The organism is Sphingobium sp. FG58 (genome assembly GCF_057809055.1).
This window is the reverse complement of sequence record NZ_JBMDJF010000028.1, coordinates 1-21,703: the sequence shown is the minus strand read 5'-3', so window position 1 is coordinate 21,703 and position 21,703 is coordinate 1. Positions and strand designations below refer to the sequence as shown.

Annotated in this window: 23 protein-coding genes and 1 pseudogene; 9 read left to right on the top strand and 15 right to left on the bottom strand. The window is 63.8% G+C overall.

The window, feature by feature from the left end; translation table 11 throughout:
- Positions 1-463 (top strand): annotated as a pseudogene (locus ACODR8_RS18770) (hypothetical protein); the annotation flags it as partial.
- 70 nt (positions 464-533) lie between these two features.
- On the opposite strand, the gene ACODR8_RS18765 reads toward ACODR8_RS18770, so the two are convergent.
- From ACODR8_RS18765 to flgB, 13 genes are all read right to left on the bottom strand, one after another.
- The gene (locus tag ACODR8_RS18765) at positions 534-1,586 is read right to left on the bottom strand and encodes a flagellar motor protein MotB (protein ID WP_489008661.1); all 1,053 of its coding nucleotides are present in this window, start codon (positions 1,584-1,586) and stop codon (positions 534-536) included.
- A gap of 3 nt (positions 1,587-1,589) precedes the next feature.
- On the bottom strand, positions 1,590-2,453 hold the full coding sequence (gene motA, locus ACODR8_RS18760) for a flagellar motor stator protein MotA (RefSeq protein WP_217675505.1): 864 nt from the start codon (positions 2,451-2,453) through the stop codon (positions 1,590-1,592).
- Between the two features lie 125 nt (positions 2,454-2,578).
- Complete coding sequence (locus tag ACODR8_RS18755) at positions 2,579-3,424, bottom strand: flagellin (RefSeq protein ID WP_489008660.1); 846 nt, start codon at positions 3,422-3,424, stop codon at positions 2,579-2,581.
- Between the two features lie 19 nt (positions 3,425-3,443).
- On the bottom strand, positions 3,444-4,781 hold the full coding sequence (flgK, locus tag ACODR8_RS18750) for a flagellar hook-associated protein FlgK (protein WP_489008659.1): 1,338 nt from the start codon (positions 4,779-4,781) through the stop codon (positions 3,444-3,446).
- The gene (locus ACODR8_RS18745) at positions 4,778-5,089 is read right to left on the bottom strand and encodes a rod-binding protein (RefSeq protein ID WP_489008658.1); all 312 of its coding nucleotides are present in this window, start codon (positions 5,087-5,089) and stop codon (positions 4,778-4,780) included. The genes flgK and ACODR8_RS18745 overlap by 4 nt, the downstream gene beginning before the upstream one ends.
- Positions 5,089-6,207, bottom strand: coding sequence for a flagellar basal body P-ring protein FlgI (locus ACODR8_RS18740; protein ID WP_489008657.1), 1,119 nt, complete (start codon positions 6,205-6,207; stop codon positions 5,089-5,091). The genes ACODR8_RS18745 and ACODR8_RS18740 overlap by 1 nt, the downstream gene beginning before the upstream one ends.
- Positions 6,208-6,224: 17 nt before the next feature.
- Positions 6,225-6,902 carry a flagellar basal body L-ring protein FlgH gene (locus tag ACODR8_RS18735; RefSeq protein ID WP_294137760.1) on the bottom strand — a complete coding sequence of 226 codons (678 nt, stop codon included), beginning with the start codon at positions 6,900-6,902 and terminating at the stop codon, positions 6,225-6,227.
- A gap of 8 nt (positions 6,903-6,910) precedes the next feature.
- On the bottom strand, positions 6,911-7,699 hold the full coding sequence (gene flgG / locus ACODR8_RS18730; protein WP_017182998.1) for a flagellar basal-body rod protein FlgG: 789 nt from the start codon (positions 7,697-7,699) through the stop codon (positions 6,911-6,913).
- A gap of 71 nt (positions 7,700-7,770) precedes the next feature.
- Positions 7,771-8,514 carry a flagellar basal body rod protein FlgF gene (locus ACODR8_RS18725; protein ID WP_294137755.1) on the bottom strand — a complete coding sequence of 248 codons (744 nt, stop codon included), beginning with the start codon at positions 8,512-8,514 and terminating at the stop codon, positions 7,771-7,773.
- A 72-nt stretch (positions 8,515-8,586) separates the two neighbouring features.
- Complete coding sequence (locus ACODR8_RS18720) at positions 8,587-9,432, bottom strand: flagellar hook-basal body complex protein (RefSeq protein WP_489008656.1); 846 nt, start codon at positions 9,430-9,432, stop codon at positions 8,587-8,589.
- A 43-nt stretch (positions 9,433-9,475) separates the two neighbouring features.
- A complete protein-coding gene (locus tag ACODR8_RS18715) occupies positions 9,476-10,132 on the bottom strand; it encodes a flagellar hook assembly protein FlgD (RefSeq protein WP_489008655.1) in 657 nt (218 codons plus the stop codon).
- Positions 10,129-10,521: a flagellar basal body rod protein FlgC gene (flgC, locus tag ACODR8_RS18710; RefSeq protein WP_489008654.1), complete on the bottom strand. Its 393-nt coding sequence runs from the start codon at positions 10,519-10,521 to the stop codon at positions 10,129-10,131. Before flgC ends, ACODR8_RS18715 begins: the two co-directional genes overlap by 4 nt.
- A 20-nt stretch (positions 10,522-10,541) precedes the next feature.
- On the bottom strand, positions 10,542-10,910 hold the full coding sequence (gene flgB / locus ACODR8_RS18705; protein ID WP_217675497.1) for a flagellar basal body rod protein FlgB: 369 nt from the start codon (positions 10,908-10,910) through the stop codon (positions 10,542-10,544).
- Between the two features lie 267 nt (positions 10,911-11,177).
- Here flgB and ACODR8_RS18700 point away from each other — a divergent pair, with 267 nt between their 5' ends.
- From ACODR8_RS18700 to ACODR8_RS18665, 8 genes are all read left to right on the top strand, one after another.
- A complete protein-coding gene (locus ACODR8_RS18700) occupies positions 11,178-11,846 on the top strand; it encodes a motility protein A (RefSeq protein ID WP_489008663.1) in 669 nt (222 codons plus the stop codon).
- Positions 11,843-12,337, top strand: coding sequence for a flagellar motor protein MotB (locus tag ACODR8_RS18695; protein WP_489008653.1), 495 nt, complete (start codon positions 11,843-11,845; stop codon positions 12,335-12,337). The genes ACODR8_RS18700 and ACODR8_RS18695 overlap by 4 nt, the downstream gene beginning before the upstream one ends.
- A 259-nt stretch (positions 12,338-12,596) precedes the next feature.
- On the top strand, positions 12,597-13,142 hold the full coding sequence (locus ACODR8_RS18690; protein WP_489008662.1) for a flagella basal body P-ring formation protein FlgA: 546 nt from the start codon (positions 12,597-12,599) through the stop codon (positions 13,140-13,142).
- A 45-nt stretch (positions 13,143-13,187) separates the two neighbouring features.
- Positions 13,188-13,466 carry a flagellar biosynthesis anti-sigma factor FlgM gene (flgM, locus tag ACODR8_RS18685; RefSeq protein WP_489008652.1) on the top strand — a complete coding sequence of 93 codons (279 nt, stop codon included), beginning with the start codon at positions 13,188-13,190 and terminating at the stop codon, positions 13,464-13,466.
- A gap of 11 nt (positions 13,467-13,477) precedes the next feature.
- The gene (locus tag ACODR8_RS18680) at positions 13,478-13,786 is read left to right on the top strand and encodes a hypothetical protein (RefSeq protein ID WP_489008651.1); all 309 of its coding nucleotides are present in this window, start codon (positions 13,478-13,480) and stop codon (positions 13,784-13,786) included.
- A gap of 368 nt (positions 13,787-14,154) precedes the next feature.
- Positions 14,155-14,973, top strand: a complete 819-nt coding sequence (locus ACODR8_RS18675) for a lytic transglycosylase domain-containing protein (protein WP_489008650.1) — start codon at positions 14,155-14,157, stop codon at positions 14,971-14,973.
- Between the two features lie 9 nt (positions 14,974-14,982).
- On the top strand, positions 14,983-17,121 hold the full coding sequence (gene flhA / locus ACODR8_RS18670; RefSeq protein ID WP_489008649.1) for a flagellar biosynthesis protein FlhA: 2,139 nt from the start codon (positions 14,983-14,985) through the stop codon (positions 17,119-17,121).
- A 14-nt stretch (positions 17,122-17,135) separates the two neighbouring features.
- Complete coding sequence (locus ACODR8_RS18665; protein WP_489008648.1) at positions 17,136-17,864, top strand: sigma-70 family RNA polymerase sigma factor; 729 nt, start codon at positions 17,136-17,138, stop codon at positions 17,862-17,864.
- A 130-nt stretch (positions 17,865-17,994) separates the two neighbouring features.
- Here ACODR8_RS18665 and mdoH read toward each other — a convergent pair whose 3' ends face one another.
- Both mdoH and ACODR8_RS18655 read right to left on the bottom strand, forming a co-directional pair.
- On the bottom strand, positions 17,995-19,830 hold the full coding sequence (gene mdoH / locus ACODR8_RS18660; RefSeq protein ID WP_489008647.1) for a glucans biosynthesis glucosyltransferase MdoH: 1,836 nt from the start codon (positions 19,828-19,830) through the stop codon (positions 17,995-17,997).
- Between the two features lie 114 nt (positions 19,831-19,944).
- Positions 19,945-21,432 (bottom strand): OpgD/OpgG family glucan biosynthesis protein, encoded by a 1,488-nt coding sequence (locus ACODR8_RS18655; protein WP_489008646.1) that lies wholly within the window; start codon positions 21,430-21,432, stop codon positions 19,945-19,947.
- Between the last annotated feature and the right edge of the window lie 271 nt (positions 21,433-21,703).

Genomic DNA, 21,703 nt, shown 5'->3' with positions numbered 1-21,703 from the left:
CCCGCGGGTTCCTGCACTGGAGGCTTTCGTACGCAAGCGCCCGAAACCCTTCACATTTGCAGACGTGATGACGTCCTGCCATGCTGCTCTGATGCAGACATTCATCGCTCGCAGTTACTTGTCTTTATCGTTGGTAGCCGCTTGCACCACTGCGTTCGCCCAACAGAGCCAAAAACTGAGTGTGGAGGCTCAACGGCAGTGTCTGGCGAGCGGCGGAAAACTGGCCGTTATGGGGTTATCAGGAAACCAAGGTTGTGTGCGCCCTACGCTGGATGCTGGAAAATCTTGCACCGACGGGACGCAATGCAAGGCTGGGTGTTTCCTCGACGAAAGTCAGGCGGGTTTTAAACGGCCCAAAGCGGGCGCGAAAGTAGTGGGTGTGTGTGCACCAACAGACTTTTCCTTCGGTTGCAGGACCGCCGTCGTAAAAGGGAAGGCGGGGATTGGCTTGTGCGTAGACTGAGCGTCAGCTTCACCGCGCCGTGATCTTTGACCGGACAGGCCCCACTATCCCTCTCGCTACCCCGCCCTACTCAATGCTTCCCCGGCTTGTTCGAAGTCCCAGGCGCTGTCGGGTTCAGCAGCGCGGCGCCGCCGGGCAGGCCGGTGCCGCCCATGTCCAGGCTCTGTGCCGCCTTTTTCGCCACGCGGGCCGGGTCGTCGCGTTCCTTGATCGCGGCCTTGGTTTCCGCGTCCATATCCTCGTCATCAGCGCTGTTGCCACCGCGGGTCCAGCCCAGGATGATCGACATGCGCCGGTTGCGCGGATCATAGGCGTCGTTCTTGATGAAGGGTTCGCGGTCGGCGACCCCTTCGATCCGGGCGAAGCGGGCATTGCCGATGCCGCTGTCGGCCAGCGCCTTGCGCGTCGATTCAGCGCGCGTCGATGACAGCAGCCAGTTGTTCATGGTCCGGCCCGACGCATAGGGCAGGCCGTCGGTATGGCCGCGTACGATCAGCGGGTTGGGCATGGTTTGCAGGACGGACGCGACTTCGCTGATCAGCGCGCGGGCCTGCGGCACCAGCCGGTCGGTGCCCATCGCGAACATCGCGAAATCCGCCTCGTCGATCAGGTCGATGCGCAGCCCTTCGCGGGTTTCGGTGAAGCGCACATTCTTGCGCAGCTTCGCCATCCCCTTCTGCCGCGCCATGCGCGCTTCCAGATCCTTCTTGATCGATTCAAATTTCTGCCGGTCGGCGGCTTTCATCGCCTTGCCGCCCTGGTCCTTCGTGCCGCTGGCATCGCGCGGAATGGTAATGGCCAGACTGCCCTGACCACCGGTCGTCGGATAATTTTCCTTCGCCATCATGCTGTCGCCGCCGAACATGCCATTCGACCCGGCCGAATTTTCCTTGGTCTGCACCAAAGTGGGCGTGAAATAGTCGGCCAGCCCCTTGCGCTGCTTTTCGGTGGTCGCGCCCAGCAGCCACATGAGCAGGAAAAACGCCATCATCGCCGTCACGAAGTCGGCATAGGCGACTTTCCATGCGCCGCCATGATGGCCGCCATGGCCTTCGACGATGATCTTCTTGACGATGATCGGCCGGGGTTCCGGCTCGTTCGCGCCGCGCTTTTTTTCCGCCATGGCTTATTTGCCCCGCATACCGTCGAACACTTCGGCAAAGCCGGGCTGGTTGGCGTGGGTCAGGCCGGAACGGGCCGCCTCGATCACCAGCGGCTGCGGGTGACCGTGGAGCGAGGCGACGATGATCTGCTTGACGACATGATAGATCGCCCCGTCCGCCTCGATCACGGACCGGCAGCGGTTGGCGAAGGGATTGACCATGCCATAGGCGAGCAGGATGCCCAGGAAGGTGCCGACCAGCGCTGAACCGATCATCGCACCCAAAATCGCGGGCGGCTGGTCGATCGACCCCATCGTCTTGACCACGCCCAGCACCGCCGCAACGATGCCGAGCGCGGGCAGCGCGTCGGCCAGGCCTTGCAGATTGTCCGCCGGCTTGATCGCTTCATGGTGATGAGTTTTGAGGCTGTTGTCCATCACCTCTTCCACCGCGTGCGGATCGAGCGTGCCGGACGAGATGACGACCAGACGCAGTGTATCGCTGATCAGGTGGACCAGCGCCTTGTCCTTCATCAGCTTAGGATATTCGGTGAAGATGGTGGAGGTCGAGGGGTCCTCGATATGCGGCTCCAGCGCCACCGGTCCTTCGACCCGCAGCGTTTTCATGAGCTTGGACACCAGAAAGATGCAGTCGAGAAAATCCTGCTTCTTATATTTGGCGCCCTTGAACACCTTGCCCAGGCCACCGCCCAGCGCCTTGAGGTCCGATCCGCTATTGCCGATGATGAGCGCGCCGACGGCCGCGCCGCCGATGATCAGCATTTCATGGGGCAGGGCATGAAGCACCGGGCCAAGATCGCCGCCGGTGAAGGCAAAGCCGCCGAACACCATGACAAGCAGGACGACCAGTCCAATGGCAGCGAACATGAAACTATCCCCGATATAAGCACCCGGAAGCGGTAAGCCCCGGCGGCGCCACCAGGGGCGCCTGTCATGTGGTTAATACGGACTGGTTAGCGTCCGGTTTAGGACGACGATTTATTTTCGTCAGATCAGCTGATCAGGTCGAACAAAGTCTGCTGGTTGATCCGGGCAAAGGCGGATTGTGCCGCCTCCAGCTGCATCAGCTGCGCCTTCACGTTGGAGATGACTTCGGTCAGGTCCGTCGATTCGAGCGCGGCGCGCCGTTCGGTGAGGTCCAGGTCGATGTCGGTCAGCCGCTCGCCGACCACATCCAGCCGGTTGCTCCGCACGCCCTGTCGCGCCAGTTCGACCGTGATATGGCTTTGCCCGACCTTGATCGCATCCAGGCCCGCCCCAATGGCGGCATCATCGCCATTTTGCAGCGCGGTGATGCTCTGGGCCAATATCCCGTCGATCGACATCGGCGTGCCGTTGACGTCGATCCCTTCGGACACGTCCTGCCGGGTCGCGACGACCGCCAGATTGAGGCCGCGGCTAACCGGCACCAGCACGCTCTGCTGGTCATCGAACACCGATACGCCCTGATAGTCGGTCTGGTTCAGCAATTCGCCGATCGTCGTGCGGATGGTCGCCATTTCTTCGAAGATCGCGATGCGGCTGGTGTCGTTCAATGATCCGTTGCGCGCCGACGTCACCAGTTCCTGCGCGCGGGTCAGCAGATTGTTGACCTCGTCCAGATTGGCTTCGGCATTGGCGGCGCGGGTCTTGCCATAGCTGATATTGGCCTGCCACGCCGACTGCTGCGCCTGCGCCCGGCCCACATCGGACACTTGCACCCAGGCAAGCGCGTCGTCCGACGGCTTGTTGAGCGTGATGCCGGTGGAAATGGCGGTCTGCCCGTCGACGATATTCTGCGACAATTGCTGTTGCCGGCGGATTTCGGCGAGCATGATCTTGTTGGTGATACCTACCATGGCTCAGCCCTTTCGCGGCTCAGAGAATCTGAAGGATGGAATCGACGGTTTCCTTGGCGACCTGCAAAATCTTGGCACTGGCCGAATAGGCCTGCTGGATGCGCAGAAGGTCGGCCGCTTCCATGTCGAGATCGACCCCGCTCACTGCTTCGCGCGCGGCAACCGCCTGGTCGCTGCGGCTTTGCGCGGTGTTGTTGTCCGCCTTGGTCCCCGCCAGCAGATTGCCATGCGTGGCGATCAGCGCGGTCCAGTCCTGCTCGACGCTGCCATTGCCGCGCAGGGTGGATGTGACGGTCAGCAGATTGCCGTTGAGCGTCCCGTTGGCCGATTTGGTGGCCAGCTCCGCCGGATCGGTGATCAGCGCCGCAACGCTGGCCGCGCCGCCGCCATAGGACAGCAAGGGCGCGCCCGCACCCCCGGCATCGGTCACGCCCTGCGCGTGCCAGGCGTTCATGTCGGTTACGAATTTCTCGGCGATCGTGTCCAGGCTCGCGCGGCGGTCGGCCACCGTATCGGCGGCGGAAAACAGGCCGCCCAGCGTGCCGTTGGCCGGCGTCGCCAGCGCGGTGCCATCGGCCAGCGTCAGGTTCAGTGTGCCGTCGGCATTGCTGGCTACCGCCAGGCTGGTGGCGACATCGCCCTGCACCAGCGTCTGCCCGTCAAAGCTGATCTGCGCACTGTCATGCGCGCCAAAGCTGATCGTGACGTTCAGATTTTCGGTCAGATCCTGCAAGGCGGCGTCGCGGCTGTCGAGCAACTGCGCATAGGCAGAGGTGCCAGGCTGCGCGCGCAACAGGCTGTTGTTGATGTCGGCCAGCGATTCGAGCGAACGATTGATCGTGCTGACCGACGCATCCGCCTCGGTCGCGATACCCTCTGACACCGTCTCCAGATCCGCTGCCGTCTGGGTAAAGGCCTGCGCGACGCGGCTGATGCTGTCGAGTGTTGTCACCCGCAAGGACGTGTCGGACGGGCTGGCGGCCAGCTTCTCCATATTCTGGAACATGCCGGTCATCAGCGCGCCAATGCCGGTGCCGGTGTCGTTGAGCGCATTTTCAGCATCGCTCAGCCAGCGCAGCCGCGCGGTCGAACTGCCCAGCGCCATGCCGGTCATCCGCACCGTCGCGTCCAGATAGGGGTCGGTGCCGCGGTTGATGCTCATCACCTGCGTGCCGCCGAAATTCCCCTTCGACACATACATGGCCATGGTGGCGGTGGATGCGCCGGATTCGGCGGTGGTTACTGACCGGCGGGCATAGCCGTCGGTGCTGGCATTGGCGATATTCTCGCCAATCGCCGCCATCGCGGTGCGATAAGCGCGCGTGCCGGACGCCCCGATGATGAACAGGTCGCTCATGGCGCGCTTGTCCCAGTGGGTGCGTCAGGGGCAGGTTTCGCGCCGAACTGTTTGATCAGCAACTGGGCGATCCCCATGCTGTTACCGCTCGCCATGGCATCGGCGGTGCGGGAATCCGCCATCGACTGAAATTGCTCGGTCGCGCTGGAATCGGAAATGCCCTCGGCCAGGCTGGCCGATCGCATCGCGCCGATCATCTGGCGCAGGAAGATCGCCTCGAACTGCTGCGCAGTCTTTTCCAGACTGGCCTTGTTCGCGGGCGCTGCGCCGGACGTGGCGGTCGCGGAGGATGTCGAGCTAACCTGCATCACAATACCACCAATTCGGCTTTCATCGCGCCCGCTTGTTTGAGGGCTTCAAGGATCGCGACCATATCGGCAGGAGAGGCGCCGATGGCGTTGACCGCCTTGACTATATCGGCCAGCGACGCCCCACCTTTAAAATTAACCATAGGTTTTTTCTGCTCTTCGATGCTGATGTTGCTCGACTCTTCCTGCGCCGTCTCGCCCCGGCTGAATGGCGCGGGCTGGACGATGCGCGAGCTTTCATTGACGCTGACGGTCAATTTGCCATGCGCGACGGCGGCGGGATGGATGCGCACCGCGCCGTTGATGACGACCGTGCCGGTGCGCGCATTGACGATGACCTTGGCGGGCGCATCGGCCGGCGAAATCTCGATATTCTCTATCATGCCCATCATCAGGATGCGGTCCTCCGCCCCTGGAATGGCATCGATCGTCACCGATACAGCGTCCATGGCGCGCGCGCGGCGATCGCCAAAGGCACGGTTGATCCCGTCCGCCACGCGCAGCGCGGTGGTGAGGTCCGCTTCGGCCAGGTTGAAGGTCAGCGTCGGCGCGGTATCGAAGCCGGTCGCGACCGCACGCTCCACCGTCGCGCCGCCGGGGATGCGCCCGGCAGAGGGAATATTGACCGAAACCTGGCTGCCATCGGCGCCGGATACGCCCAGGCCGCCCACGGCCAGATTGCCCTGCGCCATGGCGTAGATTTCATTGTCCGCGCCGCGGAGCGGGGTCAGGATCAGCGTGCCGCCGCGCAGCGACTTGGCCTTGCCCAGCGCCGACACGGTGATGTCCAGCCGCTGGCCGGGCTTGGAAAAAGCGGGCAGGTCGGCGGTGACCAGCACGGCCGCCGCATTTTTGAGCGCGGGATTGATCCCCTGCGGCAGCGTCAGGCCAAAGCGTGATACGACGCCCTTCATGCCCTCGGTCGCATATTGCAGACTGTCGTCGCCAGTGCCGGCCAGACCCACGACGATGCCATAGCCTGTCAGCTGGTTGGGGCGCACGCCCTGGAACGTGCCCAGATCCTTGACCCGCTCCGCCTGTGCGGGAACGGCGAAAGACGCCAGCACGGCCAGCGCCAGCAGCGTCAGGAAGCGGATCGGATGCAGGGCAAGGATCATGGCTGGGAAACGCTCCATCAAAACGGGCTGATCTTTGAGAAGAAACTCTGCAACCAGCCCTGTTTGCTGGCGCGGGCGATCTCGCCCTTGCCGGTATAGATGATCTTGGCATCGGCCACGCGGGTCGACGCGATGCGGTTGTCCGGGCCGATATCGGCCTGACGGACAAGGCCACTGATCTGGATGAACTCGTCGCCGCGATTGAGCGTCAGCGCCTTCTCCCCCTTCACCAGCATGGTGCCGTTGGGGTAGGTCGCCGCGATCGTCACGGTAATTTCACCCGACAGCGCGTTGGACTGGGTCGCCCCGCCTTTGCCGGTAAAGGCGTTCTGGCCGCCCATGGCGACGTCGCTCGCCGAAAACAGCTTGGACAGGACACCGGTCGATGGCGGGGTCAGGCCCAGATTGCCGTCGCGGCTGGTATCGGCGCTGTTGCTCTTGGTCGCCTGCGTCCGTTCGACCAGCACGATGGTGATGATGTCGCCCACCGCCGTGGCGCGCGCGCCGCTGGTCAGCGGAGTATAGCCCATGGATGCCTGAAAGATCGAACCGTTGGATGGCGGCGCGACCGGCTGCGCCAGGACGGTCGGCGCATAGAGCGCCCGCTCTGCCTCGCGCTTCTTGCCCGCATAAGCGGGGGCGGCGGCCAGAGCGACCAGCGATGTGGCGGTGAAGGCGATGAGGATGGTGCGCATCAGTCCGATCACATATTCTGGTTGACGTACTGGAGCATCTCGTCGGTGGCCTTGATCATCTTGCTGTTGACCTCATAGGCGCGCTGGGTCTCGATCATGTCGACCAGTTCCTCGACGACATTGACGTTCGACGTTTCCAGACTGCCCGACCGGATCGATCCGCGTCCTTCCAGACCGGCAACGCCGACCTGCGGCGTGCCGCTGGCGGCGCTCTCGACCAGCAGATTGCCGCCGATCGCCGAAAGCCCCGCCGCATTCATGAAGGTCGCCAGCTCGATCTGGCCCAGCTGCGTCGGCGTCGCTTCGCCCTGGAGCGTCGCGGAGACGGTGCCGTCATTGCCGACCGTCACCGACGTCGCGCCTTCCGGCACGGTGATTTGCGGGATCAATGGCAGGCCGTCGCTGGTGACGACCGTGCCTTCGGCCGTGACGCTGAAATTGCCTGCGCGGGTATAGGCGATGGAGCCGTCCGGGCGCTGCACCTGAAAGAAGCCCGATCCCTCGATCGCCATGTCGAGCGCATTGCCGGTTTCGGTCAACGTGCCTTGCGTGTTGATCTTGCTGGTGCCTTGGAGCGACACGCCGGAGCCAAGGTTGAGGCCGGTGGCGAACTTGTTTTCGCTGTCCGAATTGGCACCCGCCGCGATCATCTGCTGATAGGCGAGCGTTTCGAAATCGGCGCGGTCGCGTTTGAAGCCGGTGGTGTTGACGTTCGCCAGGTTGTTGGCGATCACGCGCATCTTGGTGTTCTGCGCATCGAGGCCGGTGCGGGCGACATGAAGGGCGGCGTTGCTCATCGTCTCATCTCCGTAAGGCGTCGCCGTGAAGGGACGCCTGATGCCTCAATCAAAGCAAGGTTCGTGCCAGTTTAACTGTCGAGCCGCATCAGCGATGCGCCGCCATCGTCCAGCTGCTTGGCGGTGTCGATCAGCTTGACCTGCGTTTCAAACGCGCGGCTCGCCTCGATCATCTGGACGAGCGCGCTGGTCGCGTTGACGTTCGATCCTTCGATCGATCCGCTGGTGACGGTCGCCAGCGGGTCTTGCGGCAATGCGCCGCCATTGACTTCGCGGAACAGGCCGTCGGTGCTTTTGGCAATGCCGGACCCGGCCGCATTGACCAGTTTCAGCGCATCGATCCGCTGCGGATTGGCCGCGTCGCCGCCCTGCGGCACGCCCCATATGCTGCCATCCTGCGCGATCGACACGCTGTCCATCTGCGGCAGGGTGATCGGGCCGCCTTCGCCCAGCACGGGCAGGCCGTCGCCGGTGGTCAAAAGGCCGCTGTCGCTGATTTTCAGGTCGCCGCGCCGCGTATAGGCTTCGCTGCCGTCGGCGCCCTGAACGGCGAGCAGAGCATCGCCATTCAGGGCCACGTCGAGCGCATTGCCCGTCTGGGTGACCGCGCCTTGCGCCATGTCGGCGGCGATCACCTGTTCGGATGCCTGTGCGCGGGTGTCGAACGTATCGCCCTTGATCCAGCGCGTCTCGGCATTGGCGATTTCGGCGCGAAAGCCCACCGTATTGGCGTTCGCGAGATTGTTCGCGATCGACGCCTGCCGGGCCATTGCGCCGCGCATCGCGGTAAGTGCCGTATTGACGAGCCGGTCCATGGATAGTTCCTACGTTCGTTGGAAGGCTGCACCAGCCTCCACCCAGGGGTGTAGGCCGGTGCGGTTCACCTATCAGGTACGAATGTTGACGATGGTGGTGGTCAGCGTGTTGGCCGCCTCGATCGCCTTGCTGTTCGCTTGGAAATTGCGTTGCGCCGCAATCAGCGACACCAGTTCGTCGGTGATGTCGACGTTGGAGCGTTCCAGCGACCCGGTGTTGACCGCGCCGAACATGCCTTCATTGGCCAGGCCCAGGATCGGGCTGCCGCTCGCGACGGTGGACGACCAGTGGGCGTCGCCCTGCTGGCGCAAGCCTTCCAGGCTGTTGAACGATGCCATGGCGACCTGACCCAGATAGACGGTGCTGCCATCGGCATAAATGGCCGATACCAGACCGTCCTTTGCCACGCCCACGCTGGTCAGCTGCGGGCCATTGGCCTGCCCCTGATAGGTGGTCGGCACCTGCAGGTCGACCAGGTCGGCCGGGGTGCTGGCGGCTGTGGGGGCGGTCGTCGGCACACCGGTGTCGGGATCGACCGCGAACACCTGAATGCGCGCGCCGGTAGTGTCGACCGCATAGCGATCGTCATCGACCGAGAAGGCGCCGTTGCGGGTATAGCTGATCGTGCCATCTTCGGCCTTGACGGTGAAGAAGCCTTCGCCGGTGATCGCCATGTCCAGCGTCTTGTCGGTGGTTTCGATCGTCCCTTGCGTGAACTGCTGGGTGATGCCCTGAATGCGCACGCCCTGGCCAGCGACCTGATGCGTGGTCTGCATCGGCGCGGCGGCGAAAATGTCGCCAAACTGGGCCTTGCTCTTCTTGAACGCGGTCGAATTGACGTTGGCGACATTGTTGGAAATGGCCGACAGGTCGGCCTGCGCGCCTTTGAGGCCGGACAGGGAAACATAGAAAGTCATGGCGTAACTCCTTGGGTGAAAAGGAACTTGGAAAAGGGGTGAATTAGCTGAGGCTGAGCGCGTCCGACGGGCTGTAGGTGCCGAGCGCGGTGATGAGTTTGGACGATGATCCGTCCGCCGGGGACTGGACGGCGGCGATCGTGGCCCAGGTCGCGACCTTGCTGGGGGTCGCGCCATTGACCTTGACCTGAAGCGCGGCGGTAGAGATCGTCGCCCCCGTGGCGTCCTTGCCGTCCCAGTAGAAGCTGACATCGCCCGCTGGCCGTGATCCCAGATCGATCGACTTGACGACATTGCCGCTGGCATCGACCAGATCGACCGACGCGCCATCGACCGCGGCGGGCAGGGTGATCTGCCCGGCATAAAGGCCACTGGCGTCAGGCGCGGCGATATTGCTCTGCACCAGCATCGACCGGCCGATCCAGCTGGCCGCGTCGCCAATGCGCGTACCCGACAGCTGTTCCTTGATCGACGCCAGATTGGCGTTCATTTCGGCGATGCCGCTCGAATTGGTGATGGTCGCCATCTGCGACACCATTTCCGCGTTATCGACCGGCTCGAACGGGTCCTGGGTCTGCATCTGCGCGGTGAGCAGGCGCAGGAAATCCTCCTGCCCCATTTCCGACTTGCCGGTGCCGACCTTCGCGGTCGGATTATAGACCGAAAGCCCGGCGCTGTCGGTGACGGTAGAGGTCGTCATTTGCCGATCCTTATGGTTTCGAGCATCAGGGATTTGGCGGTGTTCAGCACCTGCACATTGTTCTGGTACATGCGCGCCGTCTCGATCATGTCGATCATCTCGGCATTGCTATCGACCGCCGCTTCCCACACATCGCCATTGGCATCGGCCAGCGGATGGTTGGGGTCGTGGCGCTTGGTCGGCTGCGCATCGGTGGTGACCACCTTATCGACCTTGACCGTCGATACGCCGGGGCTGTCGGTGACCGACGTGAACACCGGCTTGATCGCGCGATAGGCTTCGCCCGCGCTGCCGGTGACGTTTCCGGCGTTTGCCATATTGGAAGCCGTGGCGTTCAGACGCACCAGCTGCGCGCTCATGGCGCGACCGGCAATATCAAAGACGTTCATGGGACCGGAGCCACTCATGCTCATTCACCCTTCAGCGCGCGGTTGATGGTGTTGATGCGGCCCTCAAGGAAAGAGAGGGTCGTGCGATATTTGACGGCATTTTCCGCAAACAGCGTCTGTTCGGTGCTGAGTTCGACGGTGTTGCCGTCCAGGCTGGGCTGGAGCGGGACGCGATAGCCCATGCTGTCATCGACCGCCTTCGACACGTCAGCTGCGCCGCCGCTCACCTGCGACGTCGCGCTTTTCAGCGCCGCGTCGAAATCAATGTCGCGGGCCTTGTAGCCGGGGGTCGATGCATTGGCGATGTTGGACGCGAGCAGGGACAGGCGCTGCGAACGAAGCGCCAGCGCCTTTCCATGGATCCCGAACAGACTTTCTTCCACCGACATGCCTTTTGCCCTTTGCCAGGCCTAAAAGTTGATCGACCGCTGCCGTTCTCATGCCTGATGGCGTTCGATACGGGCGATCCAGCCTGTGTATCCGCAAGAGCCGTGCCAATTTGCGTGGGTGACGCAGGGGCAGGGCGGAAAACCCCGTAATCCGGGGCTTTGGCGGCTATGGGCGGCAAGGGCGGCAAGAAATTGCCGGTCGGCGGCACCGCCTTGCCGCTGTCCGGTGACGGCCAAAAACGGGCCAAAAAACAGGGACGAATTTGCATGATCGCGACGATGGGCCATCTGTTCGACCCGCTGACATTATTGGCCATGGTCGTCGGCATCATGGCGGTGGCGCTGTTTCAGAACGGCGCGGCCGCGCTCGGTCGCGCGATCGCGGCGCTCCTGCCGCTGGTGACCGCCGATCCAACGCGGGATCGCGATGCGGCCCGCGCAGCGATGCTCAAGATCGATCAGGTGGCGCAGCTGCGCGGCCTGTCCTGTACCGACCGGGTCAAGACCGCCAATCCCTTCCTGACCGACGCCGCACGCAAACTCGCCAATAGCGAGCGTACCGAACTGTTCGAGCTTTGGGCGGCGCAGACGCTGGCCGACCGGGCGCAGCGCCACGCCGGCGCGCGCAATGTCTGGCTGTCGGTCGCCGACGCTGCGCCTGCGCTGGGCATGGCCGGGACGATCATCGGCCTGGTTGGCATGTTCGCAGCGATGGACGATCCCGCAGCACTTGGCCCTGCCATGGCGCTGGCGCTGCTCACCACCTTTTACGGCGTCATCATCGCCAACATGATCGCCGCGCCCATTGCCGCGCGGCTGGCCGACCTGTCCGAACGCGAACTGGCCTGGCAGCAGGAGGTCGTCGCCCGGATGCTTGCCATCGCTCGGCGCGAAAATGCGCCGCTGCGTCGGGCGTCGATCCGCGAAGTCGCATGAGCGCTTCCACTCTTGCCACCGCGCGGCGCAACCGCTGGGCGGTCAGTTTCGCCGATCTGCTGCTGCTCCTGCTCGCCTTCTTCGTGCTGTTGCAGGCCAGCGGATCGCGTCGCGACGCCATGCTCGCCCAGGTCGCGCAGCAATTTGGCGGCCGGGTGATGCGGCCGGGTATCGAAATTCGCGCGGTCGAGCTGTTCGTGCCGGGCGAAGCGCTGCTAAGCGATCAGGGCCGCGCCCGCCTGTCCGTCATCGCCCGCCAATATGCAAAAGAGCCGGGCGGGGTAGAGATTCGCAGTCATGGCAGCGACCGCGCGCAGCAGCGTTTCGACGACTGGGATCTCGCCGCCGCCCGCATCGGCGCGGTTGCCCGCGCGCTCAAGCTGGACGGCATCGCGCAGGACCGCCTACTGATTCGCGGCCTCGATCAGGCCGACGGCAAGGGCGGGCAGGGCCAGATCATCCGCATCGCGCCGGGGGTTAAAACGCCTTGACGTTACCCAGTCCCGTTCGTCCTGAGTAGCCGCTGAGCGAAGTCGAAGCGGCGTATCGAAGGATTGCGTTTGGACGCCACCCTTCGATACGGGCCTTCGACTTCGCTCAGTCCCTACTCAGGGCGAACGGATATTGGCGAAGTTAAAGTCATCGCGCACCAAAGCCCAATAATAGCGCAAACTGGCACGGCTCTTGCTGATCTCCCCGTAAAGACCCTCCGTCTTTTTCAGGAGACATACCGTGTTTCGCTTCCAACCGATGCTTCTCGCCGCCGCCATCGCAACCGTGCAGCCTGCACTGGCGCAGCAGAAGTTCGAGAATCTGGACCGGATCGACAGTTTGGTTGCGATGACCGTCGGCGCTAATCTGGGCGAACCGGGCGGCCCGGTCGCCCCGGTCGATCGCCGCCTGAAGCTGGCAGCCTGCCCGTCAACGCCATCGATCGATGGCCCGGTTTTCGGTGCCGCGATCGTCAAATGCGACGCGCAGGGCTGGCGAATTCGCGTACCTCTGGTCGCAGGCGCATCAGCCGCCGCGTCCGGCCCAGTCCCGCGCGCCGCCGCCGCCAACCGCTTCACCCCCGCCGCCCGCCCGGTCCCGACCGAGCATGTCGTCAAGCGCGGCGATCCGGTACAGCTCATGGCCGGAAATGCGGCCTTCAGCGTCTCGCGCGTGATGATCGCGGACGAAGATGGCGCGGTCGGCGAAACCATCCGGGTGCGTGAGGACAAGAAATCTGCACCGATTTTTGCGCAGGTCGTGGAAATGGGGCTTGTGCGTATTCCCGGATTTAAGGATTTCTGAACTTGTCCGTTATAGCGTTTAAGGGACGAATGAAGGATTTTACCCATGATTAAGTCAGTCGGCCAGAGCATCAGCGCCGCCATAGAGGCGAACCGCCTGCGCGAAGGGGGCAAGACGCGCGCGTCGTCGGCCACCGGCTCGACCACCGCTTCGTCGTCGGCATCGTCGGCCAGCCCTGCTTCGCGCATGGCGGCGGAAGGCGCGCCGGTCGACATGGATCGCATCGCCGCCATCAAGGCTGCGATCGCGGCGGGCAACTACCCCGTCAACCCATCGGCCATTGCCGAGCGTATGGTGGCGCTCGACCTGCCGGTCGCCGGATAAGGATAAGTCCCATGTCGCTGGGCCTTGCTGCGCTGGACGATCTGTTCGAAGCCTTCCAGGATTTGCGCGAGGTGCTGGACGGCAGTGATGCCGCCGCGATCGAAATCGCCAGCAAGCGGGTAAGTCATAGCGCCGCCGCCGTGCGCGCCATCGGCGCCTGGCGTTCCGAAGCCCAGACCGTCGCCCGACTGAGCGCGATGCTTCCCCTGATCGACAGCGCGCGCATCCGGGTCAACCTGCTCGCCGACCATGCGAATCAACGACTGGCCATGCTCGCTGCCCACGGCGCTCGCAACGCACCGCTGACTTACAGCCGCTAAAAATTCAGTGCCTGCCCAAACGAAAAACGGCGCCAAATGGGCGCCGTTTTTCGTTTGGGTGATGTTCGCATTCTAACGGTCCTCCCTTTGAGCGGGCATATGACTTTTCAGTATGTCCTCAACGTCATCCTGAACTTGTTTCAGGATCCATTTCTCGTCACGAGCGGCGGTTTTTGAGGCACGATGGATGCTGAAACAAGTTCAGCATGACGAGTCAAAATGGCCAGTGTTCCATTCCTCGCCTCCGAAAACCTGCTCCATCGGCACCCGCACAATCAGAGAAAATCAAATAGTTGCGTCGGCATTAACCAAATCTTGGCATAAGCCTTGCTCTAATGCTCCCCAGAACCAGTGGGGACAATGAACCAATGTCGGCTTTGCCAGACATTACAGCAACGGGGATTTCGACAGGCAATCGCGTCACAAACGCGATCGCCATGGCGAGCCGCCGTACGGGCGTCGATTTCGCCTATCTGCTGGGTCAGGCGAAAATCGAATCAGCCATGAACCCCACCGCCCGCGCGACGACATCGTCCGCGACGGGCCTGTATCAGTTCATCGACCAGAGCTGGCTCGCGGTCATCGACCAGCATGGCAGCGAATATGGCCTGGGCTGGGCATCCGACGCGATCAGCCAGGGCAGCAATGGCCGCTATTATGTATCGGACCCGGAACTGCGCCAGCAAATCCTCGACCTGCGCAAACATCCCGAAACCGCGTCCGTGATGGCGGCCGAACATGCCGCCGACAACAAGGCTTTCCTTGAAAAGCGCCTTGGTCGCGAAGCCGAGCCGGTCGATCTCTACCTCGCTCATTTTCTGGGCGTCGGCGGCGCGAGTAAATTTCTGTCGGTCCATGACCGCGCGCCCGATGCCACCGCGGCCTCGCTCTTCCCGTCGGCCGCCCGCGCCAACCGCTCGATCTTTTACGATCGGCAGGGTAACGCCCGCAGCTTCGCCGACATTCGCGATCGCTTCGCGTCGAAATTGCAGAAGGGCGTCGATAGCCTGGGCGGCGACGTCCGATATGCCAACGCATCGCTCCCCAGCGGTGCAAAGATGGTTCAGCCCGCCGACTATGTGCGGATCGAAACCCAGCGCCTCGCGCAACAGGTCGATGTCGGCATCCGGCCCCAGCCGCAGACCGCACGTCTCGCCTATCTCATGCTCGCCACCCTCGGAAGGTAACGGCTCCTCATGACTCCCAACCAAATCAAAGCGAAGATCTGGATGAGCGCCGCCAAGGGGGCGGTGCTGCCCTTCGCGACACTGATGGTCGTGCTGTTCATGATGGTGCCGGTCCCGGCGATCATGCTCGACATCGGCTTCATCACCAACATCATGATTTCGCTCGCCGTGCTGATGGTCGCATTGAACGCCGCCAAGCCGCTCGATTTCTCCGCCTTCCCGACCGTTTTGCTGTTCGCCACCCTGCTGCGCCTTGCGCTCAACGTCGCCTCCACCCGCGTCGTGCTGGTGCAGGGGCATGAAGGCTCCGATTCGGCTGGGCAGGTGATCGAGGCGTTCGGCCATTTCCTGATTGGCGGCGACTATGTCGTCGGCATTTTCGTGTTCGCCATCCTGATGATCATCAACCTGGTCGTCATCACCAAGGGTGCGGGCCGTGTGTCGGAAGTCAGCGCCCGCTTCACCCTGGACGCCTTGCCCGGCAAGCAGATGGCGATCGACGCCGATTTGAACGCGGGCCTGATGACGCCCGAAGAAGCCAAGCTGCGCCGCGCCGAAGTCGCGACCGAAGCGGATTTCTACGGCTCGATGGACGGTGCCAGCAAATTCGTGAAGGGTGACGCGGTCGCGGGCATCCTGATCCTGGTCATCAACATCATCGGCGGCATCATATTGGGCGTCGTCAGCCATGGCCTGACCATGGGGCAGGCGGCGGAAACCTATATTCTTCTGGCCATCGGCGACGCGCTGGTGGCGCAGGTGCCAGCGCTGCTGCTGTCGATCGCCGCCGCCTCCATCGTCACCCGCGTCAAGAGCGAGGATGATCTGTCCGGCCAGATTGCGGGCCAGTTCGGGTCCGCCCGCGCCTGGGTGCCGGTCGCGGCGATCCTGACCTTCATGGGCGTGCTGCCCGGTATGCCGCATCTGATCGTGCTGCCTGCTGCTGCCATATCCTGGCTCATCGCCTGGAACCTGCGCAAGGCCAGCCAGAAAAAGGCCGCCGAACCCGCGCCCGCACCACCCCCCGCCAATCCGGCGCTGATCGAATGGGGCGATGTGTCGGACGGCGCGCTGCTTGGCCTGGAAATCGGCTATGGCCTCATCAGCCTGGTGGACGAACGCAAGGGCGCGCCTTTGATGGCGCGGATCACCGGCATCCGTCGCCAGCTGTCCAAGGAACTGGGCTTCGTCGTGCCGATGGTCCGCGTGAAGGACAATCTGGCGCTCGAACCCAATCAATATCGCATCACCATCGCAGGCGTCGTCGTAGGCGAAGATGAAATCTGGCCCGAAGATCTGCTCGCCCTCGACAGCGGCGCGCTGGAAGGCGCGGTCGCCGGTCGCGCCGCGAAAGACCCGACCTTCGGCCTCGACGCGGTCTGGATTCCCCAAGCCAAACGCAGCGAGGCGGTGGTCGCAGGCTATACGGTGGTCGATCCGCCGACGGTCGTGGCAACGCATCTTAATCAGCTGATCGCGATGAACGCTGCGGAAATGTTCGGCCTCGATGAAGCGCGCAAGCTGCTCGACAATCTGAAGGACGTCGCGCCCCAATTGGTCGATGGCCTGACGCCCGGCACGCTCAGCCTGACCCAGATCAGCGCGCTCTGCCGCGCACTGCTGTCCGAAGGCATCGCGCTCAAGGATTTCCGCCGCATCTGCGAAGCCATGGTCGACGCCGCGCGGCCGGACATGAGCCATGAGCAACTGGTCGAAGCGGTCCGCCAGCGCATCGGCGCGCTGATCATTCAGGGTCTTGTGCCGGTCAAGATGCCGCTCCCTGTCATCACTTTGGACGGCGATCTCGAAGCCTTGCTGGCGCAGGCCATGCGGGTGGCTGGCGACGCCCGCCACCCGATCGAACCCGCGCTCGCCAACCGCATCGTCGAAGCGGTGGTGCAGGCCGCCCGACCCTTGCTGGGCCAGGCGCGCAATTTCGCCATCGTCACCTCGCCGGTCGCGCGCCGGGCGATGGCGCGGCTGTTCAAGCCGCATCTGCCCGAAACGCCGGTCCTGTCCTTCCTGGAAATACCCGACGGCAAGGGCGTGGAGGTGGCCGCCGTCGTCGGTGGCGAACAACGCCCCACGCCGCGCCACGATCCAGCGCCTCGTCATGATCCCATGATGCAGCGCGAACGGGTCGCTTGAGGAGAGGCTGACCGATGTACATGAACAAGATCACGTCCGGCGCCCACACCTATGCCAAGCCGGGGGACAACAGCCCGGAACGGCTGGCGCGCCAATATATGCCGCTGGTGCGCAAGATCGCCTGGCACGTCCATGGCCGCGTCTCCACCGCGATCGAGGTGGAGGATCTGCTCCAGATCGGCATGGTCGCACTGGTCGAGGCCGCCAACAGTTTCGAGGATCGCGGCCTTGGCTTTGCCGCCTATGCGCAACTGCGCGTGCGCGGCGCGATGATCGACCATCTGCGGCGGCAGGCAACCATCTGCCGGTCGGCCATGGCCAAGCGCAAGGATCTGGCCAAGGTCCGCAACCGGCTGGAACAGCAGCTGGGTCGCCTGCCGACCGAAGCGGAAATGTCCGCCGACATGGGGCTGGACCCGTCCGCCTATCGCGAACTCGCCGACAGTGTGGAGATGGTCCAGCACACCAGCATGGACGAAGTCTATTCCGACCAGTCGATGTGGTTCGCCGATGTGGAGGACCGCGCCGACGACATATTGGAACGCGAATCCCTCAAGGCCGCGATCGCCAACGGCATCAGCGAATTGCCGGAGCGCGAGGCGCTGGTGCTGCAACTTTATTTCGTCGAGGAACTCAATCTGGAGGAAATCGGCCACACGCTCGACATCGGCGCCGCGCGGGTCTGCCAGATCAAGAAAGCCGCGCTCGACCGCCTGCGCGAGAAACTGCGGGATTGGGATTAACGCCCAACACTACCTCCGTTCGCCCTGAGCGAAGTCGAAGGGTTCGACCGACCGTAGGGAGGTCACTTCGCTCCGCTCAGTGGAAGGCTTCGACTTCGCTCAGCCCGAACGGATATTGGTATAGCCCGCCTCACTCATCATTCGCGGCAAACGGCCCCATCCGCCGCTCATCGCCACTCGGCCAGCGGAACCGCAGCGGGCGATAGCTTTGCGTGCGCCACCATGGATCGGCGACCACGAACAGCCCGCTCTGCTCAGCTCGCCGCCCCAGATCCTTGCGCGCGGTCAGCGCCGCCAGCACGGGTGCCAGCAGCAATCCCGCCACCACCGGCGTGATCCAGCCCAGCCCGCCCACCTGCACCGCCATCGCGGTCAGTCCAATCCCCAGCAAAATATGCCATTTGAACAGCCAGATGGCGCTGCCCAGCCCCATGCCGTCGCGGTCGCGGGTCTGCCCGTTCCAACTGCTCTTGCGCCCCATCAGGATACCGAACAGGTTGATCGTCTGGGTCAGCATCGCCACCGGCGCCATCAGGATCGACAGCGCAATGTCGGCGATCACCCCGCGCGTCATCCGCGCCGCGCCGCCAAAGCCGATCCGCCGCGCCGGATCGATCATCGCCCAGACCATCGCCAGCAGCTTGGGTCCGAACAGCAAGGTCGCGGTCACCGCCAGCAGCCCGCCCGACGGCAGCACCGCGCTTGGCGGCCACACGCCCGCCAGCGCCCCGCCCAGCACGACGAGCATCAGCGCCAGCCACAGCGGCGACGTGCAATAGGCCGATGCCCCGACCAGCAGCTGGAAGCGGCTGACCGGATGCAGCCCGGCAATCTTGATGAACAAGGGCACATGCTGGATATTGCCCTGACACCAGCGCCGGTCGCGGGTGAAGAGGTCGGGCATTGCGGGCGGAAATTCCTCGAAACTATCCTCGGCGCTCACCATATGCACGTCCCAGCCGCGCCGCCGCAGCAGCGCCGCCTCGATCATGTCGTGGCTCATGATATGTCCGCCAAAGGGCGCGCGGCCGGGCAGTTCGGGCAGGCCGCAACTCTGCGCGAAGGCCTTGACGCGAACGATGGCGTTATGGCCCCAGAACATGCCTTCGGAGCCTGCCCACCAGATCATCCCCGCCGCCGAAATCGGTCCGAACAATCGACTGGCAAATTGCTGCCAGCGCGCAAACAGTGTCGCAGCACCCACCACGGTGGGGACGGTCTGGATCAGCCCGACCTGCGGATGCCGCTCCATGTCGGCGGCCAGTCTCGCCATCGTCTGCCCGCTCATCACGCTGTCGGCGTCCAGCACGACCATATAGTCATAGCCACCGCCAAAGCGCTCGACCCATTCGGCGATATTGCCCGGCTTGCGCCCGACATTGCGCGCGCGGCGGCGATAATGGACCGGGCGAGAGAAGGACTCGCGCATCTCCAGATAGGCGCGCCGCTCCGTCTCGCCATTGTCGGCATTGGAATCGGACAGGATAAAAAACTCGAACCGCTCGCCCCCCATCACCTGCGCCAGCGATCGCTCCATGATCGACAGCCGACCCAGGACGCCCAGAAAATCCTCGTTACAGACGGGCAGTAAAATCGCAGTCTTGCCCGCCAGAGCCGTGGCGGGGGTGAGGGCGTGGGGCGTGACGGCGCGCCCCTTGCCCACGGTCAGCAGCAGGAAGCCGATCAGCGCGGTGGCAAAACCGAAAGCGATCCAGGCGAAGAGCGGGATGAACAACGCCAGATAGACGCCCTCCCACGCTGAAATCCCGTCCAGCCCGATCGACCGGCGCATCTCATGCGCGGCCATGGCGGCGGGCAGCAGCGCCAGCAACACGACCAGCAGGCGGCGCGCCCACAGGTCGATATTGAATCGCCGCCGCGCGATCATCGGCGGACGCCCGCCAAAATCCTGCACCGGCATAGCGATCGGCGTTTCCGCCGGCACTTGCTCAAATGCCCGTGGCATGGGCTTGTCTCCGGTGACGGCATCCACCGTCAGCACGCCTCCCGTCACCCTATTTCCAGACCTGGTTATGATTGACCCACGGGATAGAACCGCTCGTTACGCTGGCGGTTCCCTTCATCCCACGATCGGATAATGCACATATTCGCTCAAAAGGCGACCGTCGCCGCGCAGTTGCAGCCGAACCTCGGTCGGAACGCCCGATTTCGCCTCCAGGTCGATAACCGCGCGGAACAGGCCCGGCTGCCCCAGCACCGGATAACCCGCCGCCTTGATCAGCGTCCCTCCGCTCAAGTCCGTCCAGACGTCCGGCCGCACCCCCTGCGGCACACCCGCAAAATCGACCACCAGCCGCTGCGCATCGCCCTTGTCGCCGCGCCCGCGCCAGACGTTGGCGACCGTCGCAAGGGCGGTCCCGGCCGGATTCTGCGCCGCCGACCAGTCCAGCCGATAGGCAAGGTCGATCCGCCGCCCCGGCACCGGCGCGGCGTCGGGCGTCCAGTAAGCCGCGACATTGTCGGTATATTCGCTGTCGGTCGGGAAGCTGTAGAGCCGCATTTGTCCCGCGCCCAGCGGCCGGGCAGGGGTCGCCCAGAGCGATGGTCGCCGGTCGTAAAAGACGCCATCATCCTGATAATGGGCAAAATCCCGGTCACGCTGGAGCAGGCCAAAGCCTTTGGGGTCGCGCTCGGCAAAGGCGCTGACCTGCGGCACGGAGGGGTTGACCAGCGGCCGGGCATGGACAGTGCCGTCCTTGCTGGCGATCGACAGCATGTCGCTGTCATGGATTTCCGGTCGCCAGTCGGTTCCCTGCCGCCGATTGGCCTGATCGTACCAGAACATGCTGGTCATCGGCATCAGTCCCAGTTCGGGGATGGCGCGGCGGGGAAAGAGTGCCGCAGTCACATCCTGCCGCACGCCATCGGCTCCAAGGCTGCTGACAAAGCGGAACGCGCCGGTGATCGACGCGCCGTCCAGCAGGGCATGGATGGTGACGCTGCTCGTTCCCGTCCGCTCAAGCCAGAAATGGGTGAAGCGGGGAAATTCCTCCTTGCCCGCGATGCTGGTATTGATAGCGATTGCGCGGGCCGACAGGCCGAACTGTTTTTGTGGGCTGGGCGCACGGAAATAGCTCGCCCCCAGAAAAGACAGCCAGTCGCCATCGCGCGCCGCGTTCATGATGCGGAAGCCCGCAAAGCCTGCGTCGGGGGGCAGCTGCTTGACCGGATTGTTGCTCGGCGCGTCGAACATGGCCGGATCATAGCGCAGCGGCGTGGCGCGGCCCTTGTCGACCAGTGCGATCTGCACCGGCTGCGCCGCCGTCCGGCTGAGCGGGAACAGCCGCACCCCGGTATCGCCGGGCAAATCGCCCCAGATGGTGCGATCGTCGGCAAAGCGCGCCTGATGCAGCGCATCATAGTCAATCGCCTGCGCGCCGGGATGCAACGGCGTCTCGGCAAAAGGCGCGCGCGCCAATCGCTGCGCCCGCGCCACCAGTCGTTCCCACGAAAAAGGCTCGCTGGCCGCTTGCGCCATCAGCTTATGGGGAAGGATCAGCGCTGCGCCGGTGGCGGCGATCATAGCGCGCCGGTTGATATGGGTCATGCCGCCATCATGGGTCGCAGGACAGCCAAAGCCAAGGCCTCTATCCCGGTAAACGCGACGAAACCCCCGTCCGGGGGGACGAGGGCTTCGCATATGCTGGTCGTTAGATCGAAGATGTGACCCCCGACACGGTGGGGACTGTTGATGTGCCGGGGGTTACGTTGGGCGGCTGTCCGGTGACCAGGACCTCAGCCGACCAATGGGGTTGGCCTGACTTAGCATTACAGTTGCATAATTGATCGAACTCTGAATCAATAGGTCTCCATGGTAA